The sequence below is a fragment of the Nonomuraea sp. CA-143628 genome (genome assembly GCF_050942315.1).
In the GTDB taxonomy this organism is placed as follows: Bacteria; Actinomycetota; Actinomycetes; order Streptosporangiales; family Streptosporangiaceae; genus Nonomuraea.
The window spans coordinates 12455991-12464988 of the sequence record NZ_CP192072.1 but is presented as its reverse complement, the minus strand read 5'-3'; the positions used below and the strand labels follow the sequence as shown (position 1 = coordinate 12464988).

Genomic DNA, 8998 nt, shown 5'->3' with positions numbered 1-8998 from the left:
AGTTTGGTGCCATGGAAGATGCTGAGGTCCAGGTGCCCGTGCATCCCGATCTGGAGCACATCGCGTTCCTGATCGGCCGCTGGGAGGGCGCCGGTGTCGGGGGATATCCGACGATCGAGAGCTTCAACTTCGGTCAGGAGATCGAGTTCAGCCACAACGGCAAGCCGTTCCTGTCATACGTGAGCCGCACCTGGCTGCTCGACGAGGACGGCAACCGGGTCAGGCCGCTCGCCACCGAGTCCGGCTACTGGCGGCCGCAGCCCGACCGGCAGCTCGAGGTGCTGCTGGCCCATCCGACCGGCATCGTGGAGATCTACATCGGCGAGGTCGTCTTCCACAAGATCGAGCTGCGCACCGACGTGGTGGCGCGCACCGCCTCGGCCAAGGAATACACCGCGGCCACCCGCCTGTACGGGCTGGTCAAGGGCAACCTCATGTGGGCCTATGACATGGCGGCGGTCGGGCACCCGCTCACGTCGCACATGTCGGCGGAGCTCAAGAAGGTAGCTTGATCCATATGAGCACCCCGTTCACCGCCGAGGCGGTCGAGGCGATCAAGCGGCACATGAACGACGACCACTCGGGCGACGCGCTGATCATCGTGCGCGGGCTGGGCGACCGGCCCGCCGCGACGACGGCGGCCACCAGCGGGGTCGACGCCGAGGCGATCGAGTTCACGATCGACGGCGGCGAGCTGGTCAGGGTGCCGTGGGGAGAGACGCTGACCGAGCGCCCCCAGGTGCGTATGGCGGTCGTCCGCCTCTATCGCGAAGCCTGCGACAAGCTGGGCATCCCGCCTCGCGGCGCGCACTAGAGGGCATGAAAAAGGGCCCCAGGCGGCGTTCCGCTCGTGGTCGAACGGGTCGGATGGACCATGGACAGGAAAACCATCCCCGCCCTCCGACTGCCAGGGGCCCCGGTGGTTGCCTCGTATTCGCCAAGCAGACGCGAGACAACAGTCCGCGTCGTTAGCGGACAACCACCTCGCTAGTCCAACTATGAATCACCATTGTTTGGACCACCTCCTTTCGGCGTACTCCAGAAGCTATGCGCTCGGTCGCGGAGGGGGCAAGTGATTAATACTCGGTCTTGACGTGCTCCTCGCCGAGGCGAGGATTCCCGTGCTGCTTACGCAGCAGTCCATGCCGCGCAAGCAGCACGAGCTGTGGAACGGGATGCTTGACGCTTCACTGACCCGCCCACCGGCAAGTCTCCACGTCCTGTCACCGCCCGTCCGGCGGCCTCGTCGTACCGATGAATCCAGGAAGCGATCTCACCGCCAGCTTGGTTATCGCTTGCCAGCTCGATCAACGAAACCTTACCGTAAGTGACTGGGCCGTCGCAAACAGTTCCGGTCGCTGCACGTTCGCCCCAGAGGGCACTCCCGGGCGGGCCTACACATCCCCGCCTGAAGACGGGAGCACTGACCCGCATCTCGGTAGACTCGGGACATGACGGAGACGCAGTGGCACGAGGAACTCCGCGCCAAGGGCTACCGGGTGACCCCTCAGCGACAGCTCGTGCTGGAGGCGGTCAAGTCGCTTGAGCACGCCACGCCGGAAGAGATCTCCGTCAAGGTGCGCGAGACTGCCCGTGGCGTCAACATCTCGACCGTCTACCGCACGCTGGAGCTGCTCGAAGAGCTCGGCATGGTCACCCACACCCATCTGAGCCACGGCGCTCCCACCTACCACCTGGCGGCGGACGCCGACCATCTGCACCTGGTCTGCCGGGGCTGCGGCGAGGTCGGCGAAGTGCGTCCTGAGCTCGCGGACGGGCTGGTCAAGGGGCTGGACAGCGAGCTGGGCTTCGTGGCCGACGTACGCCACCTGACCGTCTTCGGCCGCTGCAGCAAGTGCCGATAGCACCGTCTTCGGGCACCGCCGCGACTGCCGATAACCTGGAAGGCATGCGCAGCCCTCTGCTCGATCTCCCCGGTGCCGTTCCCGCCGACGGCCCCGACTCCGACGTGGCCGCCCACTACGGTGACCTGTTCGCCGAACAACGGGCGCTCGTCAAGGGCGAGGCGGTGGTCGACCGCAGCAACCGCGAGGTGGTCCGCGTCTCCGGAGCCGACCGGCTGAAATGGCTCAACGACCTGACCTCGCAGAAGCTCGACACGCTGGCGCCCGGCGAGTGGACGCAGACGCTCGACCTCGATCTCCAGGGCCGGGTCCTGCACCACCTGACGCTGGTCGACGACGGCGAGGCCGTGCTGGCGCACGTCGAGCCGGGCACCGCCGACAGCCTGGTCGCCTACCTCGACCGGATGCGGTTCATGCTCCGCGTCGAGGTCTCGCGCGCCGACGACCTGGCGGTGCTCTCGTCCGCGACCGAGGACTTCCTGGTGCCGCGCGCCGAGCTGCCCGACCATCTGGGCAAGCCGCTGGCCGGGCTCTGGGCGTACGAGGCGCTCCGCATCGAGGGGCACCGGCCCCGGCTCGGTTTCGACACCGACCACAAGACGATCCCGCACGAAGTGGGCTGGATCGGCACCGCCGTACACCTCACCAAGGGCTGCTACCGGGGGCAGGAGACGGTCGCCCGCGTCCACAATCTGGGGCATCCGCCGCGACGGCTGGTGTTCCTGCACCTTGACGGCAGCGTCGACACGCTGCCGGCGCACGGGGCGCCGGTGATCTTCGAGAGCCAGGAGGTGGGCGTCGTCGGCTCCGCCGCCCGCCACCACGAGCTGGGCCCGATCGCGCTGGCCATGGTCAAGCGGACGGTGCCGGTCGACGCGCCCCTGCTCGCGGGCGGCGTCGCCGCCGCCCAAGAGGTCATCGTGCCCCCGGACGCGGGCCGCAACGTCACCATCGACCCGGCGATGCGCCGCCGCCTCCGCTGAACCGGACGCCTCCGCGCGGGGACTATATTCACACGTCCACCACGAGCGTGATCGGCCCGTCGTTGACCAGGGACACCTTCATGTCCGCGCCGAACCGGCCCGTCTCCACGTGGGCTCCCAGCGCCCGGAGTTCGTCCACCACGGCGTCCACCAGCGGCTCGGCGACCGGTCCTGGAGCGGCGGCCTGCCAGGTGGGCCGCCTGCCCTTGCGGGCGTCGCCGTAGAGGGTGAACTGGCTGATCACCAGGAGCGGCGCCGACACGTCGGAGCAGGACTTCTCGCCATGCAGGACGCGCAGCCCCCAGAGCTTGGCGGCGAGCTTGCGCGCCTCGGCGCGGGTGTCCGAGTGCGTGACGCCGACCAGCACGAGCAGGCCCGGCTCGTCGATCGCTCCGACGGTCACCCCGTCGACCACCACGGACGCGGTGCTGACTCGCTGTACGACTGCTCGCATAAGACCTCATTCTGGCCCAGGTCAAAAGGCTTCGTAGACTCATGCCGAAAGGGGAGGCGAATGTCGCTGGTTGTCGAGGTTGTCCGGTCCGGGTTCGTGGAGTCGACCCATCACGTGCGCATGCTCACCGTGGACGCCGCGGGCGATCCGGTCGCGGTGCACGGCGCGGTGCACGTGCCGGCCTCGCCGCGCTCGGCCATGAAGCCGTTCCAGGCGGTCGGCATGCTCCGCGCCGGGCTCGCGCTCGACGGCGAACTCCTCGCGCTGGCCTGCGCCTCCCACTCCGGTGAGCCGTACCACGTGGACGGCGTGCGGAAGATCCTGGCGGAGGCCGGGCTGACGGAGTCGGCGCTGCTCTGCCCCGAGGACTACCCCTCCGACCGGGCGGCGACCGACCTGGGCCGCGTCTACATGAACTGCTCGGGCAAGCACGCCGCCATGCTTGCCACCTGTGTGCTGAACGACTGGCCGCTCGCCACCTACCTGGAGCCGACGCATCCGCTGCAACGGATGATCCGCCGCACGGTGGAGGAGCTGACGGGCGAGCGGGTCGCGGCCTCGGGGGTGGACGGGTGCGGCGCGCCGCTGTTCTTCGTCTCGATGGTGGGCGTGACACGGGCCTTCCGCGCGCTGGCTCTGGGGGAGGCGGGCTCGTACGAGCGGCGGATCTTCGACACCATGCGCGCGTATCCGGAGTGGACGTCCGGCACGATCAGGCCGGAGGCCGAGCTGATGCGGGCCCTGCCGGGGCTGATGGTCAAGGTGGGCGCGGAGGGGTTCAACGCGTTCGTGTTCGAGGACGGGCGGGCGGGCACCGTCAAGGTCGAGGACGGCGCGCAGCGGGCCCGCACGCCCGCCACGGTGACGGCGCTGCGCTCGCTCGGCCTGGACGCCCCGGAGCTGGACACGATGGCCCGCCCGCCGCTGATGGGCGGCGGACGCGCCGTGGGCGAACTGCGCCTCCGCTGAGCCTCTAGAGAGTGCGGAACTGGCGGCTGGCCGAGATGGCGCCTGAGGTCGTCGTGGTGAACGTACGCATCGACCCGGCGAACTTGGACAGATCCCACTCGGCCGGGCCGTGATACCAGTACAGGTTGTCGGACTGGGGCCCGTTGCCGGTGACCGAGGCGACGACCCGGGACCAGTGCTCCACGCCATCGAAGATCACCGCGTACGGGAGATAGCGGGAGAACAGCTCCACCCGGTGCTGTTCGGGCACCTCGCCGAGGTCGCCGGAGAACAGGTACTCGCGGAAACCCATCGTGTGCGCCAGCGCGGCCGAGCCCTTGGCGGTCTTGGCGGGCATGTACTGGCCGCCGACCGCCAGGGCGCCGCCGGCGATGATCAGCGCCAGGCCCAGCAGGCCGTACGTGGTGAACCAGGCGAGCGCCACCGTGGCCAGCAGGCCCACGCCGATGAGCAGCACGCCGACGACTGTCCAGCGGGTCCGCTCGGTGTCGGGACGGCGGGCGAACCAGCCCTGCGTCACCACGTCGGCGTAGAGGGCGTCGCGGACCTTGCCCAGGTGACTGGCGAACGAACCGGACATCTGAGACAGCAGCACCATGTCGCGCCCGTCGAAGATGGCGTCGTACAGCGCCCGCTCGTACGGCAGCAGCGTGTTGACCGGCGCGTTCGGCAGCCTGACCAGCGTCCAGTCGGGCGCGTCGTAGGTCTGCCGCGGCTGCTCGTCGATGCGCAGGTAACCGCGGACCGCGAGGTCCACGATCGTCGCGGTCACGTCGACCACGTCGGCCTGTTCGTCCACGAGTGTGCCGATTTGGCCGGGCCGGACTCCGTCGGGCGGGGAGAAGTGCCCGTTCTGCACGGGGGCGACCGAGTTGCGCTCGTGGCCTGCGGCCCTGGAGTCGCGTCCGCGCGTCCAGTAGAGCAGGCCGACGCCGCCGAGCAGGAGGACCAGCAGGGCGGCGAGCGCGCCGCCGGTGACGCCGTTCAGCGTGAACGCGCTCGCCAGCGAGAAGCGCCGCTCCAGGATAGGCGTGCCGCTGGTGGAGCCCTTGGCGTAGCCGACGACCACGGTCAGTGCCTGGCCAGGGCCCACGTTCTGCTGCTCGAAGGCGGCCTCGGTGGCGCCGTGGTCCATGGAGGCGGACGTACAGCCGATGGCCGAGGTCAGCTCACCGGCGAAGCACGACAGGTTCTGCACCTGGCCGGGGCCGCTCACCTTGACCGTCGCCTTGGTGACCGGCTGGCTCCAGCCGTTCACCGCGAACCAGCGCAGCTCCTCGATGGCACCCGCGGGCGTCACGGCCCCCTTGACGTCGTACTCGACGGTCCCGGGCCCCTTCATGGTCAGCACGTCGCCGGCGAGCGTGCCGCCCTTGACGTTCGAGATCTGGTACAGCCGGTCGTTGTCGTCGTCGAAGCGGGTCCTGGTGAGGAACGTCCGCTTGAGCTCCCCCGAGCCGCCGCTGATCTTCTCGACCACGTGCAGTGTGCCGTTCTTGGCGAGGCTCATGGTCACCTCGTCGGTGATTCCGGCCGTCGCCATGGCGGGGGCGGCGGTCAGCGACAGAGCGACGGCCCCCAGTATGGCCAGCGTGCGCCTGATACCCGTCATGGCGGCACATCGTAGCGGTTCGTACACCTTGTACGGGCAGGCGGGATCAATCGAGCGCGATGCCGTTGGCGGCCCGCTGGACGCTCTCCGGAGCCGCGCCCTGGCCGGGGTTCTCCAGGGCGAGGGCCTGGTTGAGCTCGGCGAACGGCCGCATCCGCGCCTCATAGCGGTCGAACGCGCCCTGCGGGTCCCTGGACAGCTCCTGGGCCAGTACGTACGCGCCCACCATCGCCAGGCTGGTGCCCTGGCCCGACAGCGGCGAGGCGCAGTAGCCGGCGTCGCCGACCAGCGTCACCCGGCCCTCGGACCAGCGCTCCATCCGGATCTGCGCCATCGCGTCGAAGTAGAAGTCGTCGGCCGCCCACATCGCCTTCAGCAGCCGGGGAGTCTCCCAGCCCAGCCCCGAGCAGCGCTCCTGGATGAGCCGCTTCTGCTGCTCGACGTCGCGGTAGTCGTAGGCGACGTCCTCGCCGCCAAAGCCGATGTTGACCCGGATCGAGGCGTTGCCGGGGGCCGTGTAGAGGCCGAACCCGGCGTCGCCCTCGCGGTGCCACACCTGCCAGCGGTCCAGGTCGAGGAAGTTATCGGCGCTGTAGATCGCCACATACATGCCCAGGTGGTGAATGAATTGCGACTCCGCGCCGAACACCAGCCCGCGTACGTTCGAGTGCAGGCCGTCGGCGCCGACCACGTAGTCGAAGCGCCGCGGCCCGCCGCTCTCGAACGTCACCTGGACCCCCTGGCCGTCCTGGTTGAGCGCCGCGATCGAGTCGCCATAGAGGTATTCGACGCCGTTGCCCGAGGCGGCGATGACGAGGGCGGTCAGGTCGTCGCGCATGATCTCGATGTCGGGGCTGTCCAGCCGGCCGCCGCTGATCGTCTCCTCGGTGGTGCGCATCAGTTCGTTGCCGTCGCCGTCGACCATCGACATGCCGCGCATGTCGGTCTTCATGGCACGGGCCTGCTCCAGGATGCCCATGCGCGCGGCCACCTCCAGGGCGGCTCCCCGGATGTCGATCGCCTGGCCGCCTCGGCGGGGGGCGGGGGCGCGTTCGACGACGGTCACGTCGAAGCCGTGCTCGCGCAGCCAGTAGGCCAGGACGGGTCCGCCGATGCTGGCGCCGGAGATGAGGACATTCATTGGAGGCTGCTCCCTTTGTTGACGCTGTACGAGGTGAATGTACGGCGTACAGACAGGGTTTGCAACAGGGGTTCTGCTAATCTCTGTACTAGTACAGGGGTGGAGGAGGCCGAGTGGCTGTGGAAGCGGTGCCGCCGTACGTGCGGATCGTCGACGACATCAAGCGCCGCATAGCGGACGGTGAGTTGGGGGCCGGGGAGCGGGTGCCCTCCACCAGGCAGTTGGCGAGGGACTGGGACGTGGCCCTGGCGACGGCCGCCAAGGCGCTGGCCCGGCTCGCGCAGGAAGGCGTGGTCGTGGCCGAGTCGCGCGTCGGCACGGTCGTCGCCGGATCGTCGGCCCGGTCACCACGGCGCCCGCACGGCGACTCCGACGGCCCTGGCCGGGAGCTGACGCGAGACCCCGCGAGTGATCTGACGCGGGAGCGTGTCGTGCGGACCGCCGTCGAGATCGCCGACGCCGAGGGGCTGCCCGCGCTGTCCATGCGCGGCGTCGCGGGCCGGCTCGGCGTGGCCACGATGTCGCTCTACCGCCACGTGGGCAGCAAGGACGACCTGGTCGAGCTGATGATCGACCAGGTGTTGGGCGAATTCCCGCTCCCCGCCGAGCCGCCGCCGGGCTGGCGGGCCCGGCTGGAAGTGGCGGCCCGCGTGCAGTGGGCGGCCTACCGGCGGCACCCGTGGCTCACCCGGATCACCTCGCTGAGCCGGCCGCTGCCGTCACCAAGCCTGCTCAAGCACGCCGAATGGGCGCTGGCGGCGGTCGACGGCCACGGCCTCGACCCGGAGAGCATGATGCACGTGCACATCCTGCTGTACAGCTACGTCGAGGGGATCGCCGCCAACTTCGAGCTGGAGTCCCAGGCGCAGGCCGAGACCGGCCTCACCGACGACGAATGGATGCGAGCCCAGGACGCGCGGCTGACGGCCATCGTCACCTCGGGCGCCTATCCCACGTTCGTCGACGTCATCCGACGGATGGGAGGCGACTTCGACTTCGACCTCGACCGGCTCTTCGAGTTCGGTCTGCGATCGCTGCTCGACGGGCTGGCCGGGATCATCGAAGGCGCGGGCCGAGCCGGGTCGTGATCAGTCCGAGATCGCGATGCGGAGGCGGCGGAAGCCGCGGCCCTTGCTCTCGATCTTGGCGACCTTGATGCGCCCGATCTGCTTCGTCGAGGCGACATGCGTGCCGCCGTCGGCCTGGGTGTCCAGCCCGACGATGTCGACGATCCTGACGTCCTCCACATGCGCCGGCACCAGGTTGGTCGCCGTCCGGATGATGTCCGGGATGTCGAACGCCTCCTTGCGCGGCAGCACCCGTACGTCAATGCGCCGGTCGGCGACGATCTCGGCGTTGCACGCGTCCTCGACCGCCTCCTTGAAGCCCGGCGGCAGCTCCGGCAGGTTGAAGTCCATCCGCGCGCTCAGCTCGTCCATGTTGCCGCCCGTCACCAGCGAGCCGTAGTCGCGGAAGACGACGCCGCACAGGACGTGCAGCCCTGAGTGGGTACGCATCAGGGCGGAACGCCGCGCGTCGGCCACCGCCCCCTGAACGACCGTGCCGACCGGCGGGACCGGATCGCCCTCTGCCGGAATTAGCTGCAGATCATCGCCTTTGCGTACTCCGACGATCCGAGTTTCCACCCCCTGCCAGAGCAGAACTCCGTGATCCGCCGGCTGGCCGCCTCCGCCCGGATAGAATGCCGACTTGCTCAGCACGATTCCGTCGGGTGTGGAGTCAAGGACGACGGCCTCGAAGTCGCGCAGGTCCTGATCCGACAATTCGAGCCGTTCTGTCCGCCCGTGGAGGTCATGAGTCATGTCGGCAGCTTAATCCCCGAGGTGGTTATGCGCGGCCTGCTGGATCGAGCCCTGATCGCACCGGCTGTCGCGATATTGGGGATTTGTTGTGCAATAGCGGGATGTGGTGATGGGGCTGGTGAGCCTTGGCCGAGTCCGGCGCAGCTTCATT

Annotated in this window: 10 protein-coding genes; 6 read left to right on the top strand and 4 right to left on the bottom strand. The window is 69.2% G+C overall.

The genetic code is table 11. The features are described 5' to 3' along the window. Positions 1-11: 11 nt before the first annotated feature. From ACQP2T_RS56460 to ACQP2T_RS56445, 4 genes are all read left to right on the top strand, one after another. Positions 12-512 carry an FABP family protein gene (locus tag ACQP2T_RS56460; RefSeq protein ID WP_357958097.1) on the top strand — a complete coding sequence of 167 codons (501 nt, stop codon included), beginning with the start codon at positions 12-14 and terminating at the stop codon, positions 510-512. A gap of 5 nt (positions 513-517) precedes the next feature. Then, positions 518-814 carry a DUF2470 domain-containing protein gene (locus ACQP2T_RS56455; protein ID WP_433512954.1) on the top strand — a complete coding sequence of 99 codons (297 nt, stop codon included), beginning with the start codon at positions 518-520 and terminating at the stop codon, positions 812-814. A 637-nt stretch (positions 815-1451) separates the two neighbouring features. Further along, positions 1452-1865, top strand: coding sequence for a Fur family transcriptional regulator (locus ACQP2T_RS56450; RefSeq protein WP_433512953.1), 414 nt, complete (start codon positions 1452-1454; stop codon positions 1863-1865). A 44-nt stretch (positions 1866-1909) separates the two neighbouring features. After that, on the top strand, positions 1910-2848 hold the full coding sequence (locus ACQP2T_RS56445) for a YgfZ/GcvT domain-containing protein (protein WP_433512952.1): 939 nt from the start codon (positions 1910-1912) through the stop codon (positions 2846-2848). 28 nt (positions 2849-2876) lie between these two features. Here the strand turns inward: ACQP2T_RS56445 and dtd are convergent, their stop codons facing one another. After that, the gene (gene dtd, locus ACQP2T_RS56440) at positions 2877-3302 is read right to left on the bottom strand and encodes a D-aminoacyl-tRNA deacylase (RefSeq protein WP_433512951.1); all 426 of its coding nucleotides are present in this window, start codon (positions 3300-3302) and stop codon (positions 2877-2879) included. Between the two features lie 60 nt (positions 3303-3362). Here dtd and ACQP2T_RS56435 point away from each other — a divergent pair, with 60 nt between their 5' ends. Further along, positions 3363-4271, top strand: coding sequence for an asparaginase (locus ACQP2T_RS56435; RefSeq protein WP_433512950.1), 909 nt, complete (start codon positions 3363-3365; stop codon positions 4269-4271). 4 nt (positions 4272-4275) lie between these two features. Here the strand turns inward: ACQP2T_RS56435 and ACQP2T_RS56430 are convergent, their stop codons facing one another. Continuing rightward, complete coding sequence (locus ACQP2T_RS56430) at positions 4276-5883, bottom strand: DUF2207 domain-containing protein (RefSeq protein WP_433512949.1); 1608 nt, start codon at positions 5881-5883, stop codon at positions 4276-4278. Positions 5884-5929: 46 nt separating this feature from the next. Next, on the bottom strand, positions 5930-7024 hold the full coding sequence (locus ACQP2T_RS56425; protein ID WP_433512948.1) for an FAD-dependent monooxygenase: 1095 nt from the start codon (positions 7022-7024) through the stop codon (positions 5930-5932). Between the two features lie 113 nt (positions 7025-7137). Between ACQP2T_RS56425 and ACQP2T_RS56420 the strand changes: the two genes are divergently transcribed. Then, positions 7138-8112 (top strand): TetR/AcrR family transcriptional regulator C-terminal domain-containing protein, encoded by a 975-nt coding sequence (locus ACQP2T_RS56420; RefSeq protein WP_433512947.1) that lies wholly within the window; start codon positions 7138-7140, stop codon positions 8110-8112. Here the strand turns inward: ACQP2T_RS56420 and ACQP2T_RS56415 are convergent, their stop codons facing one another. Continuing rightward, positions 8113-8847, bottom strand: coding sequence for an alanyl-tRNA editing protein (locus ACQP2T_RS56415; protein WP_433512946.1), 735 nt, complete (start codon positions 8845-8847; stop codon positions 8113-8115). Positions 8848-8998 lie beyond the last annotated feature (151 nt).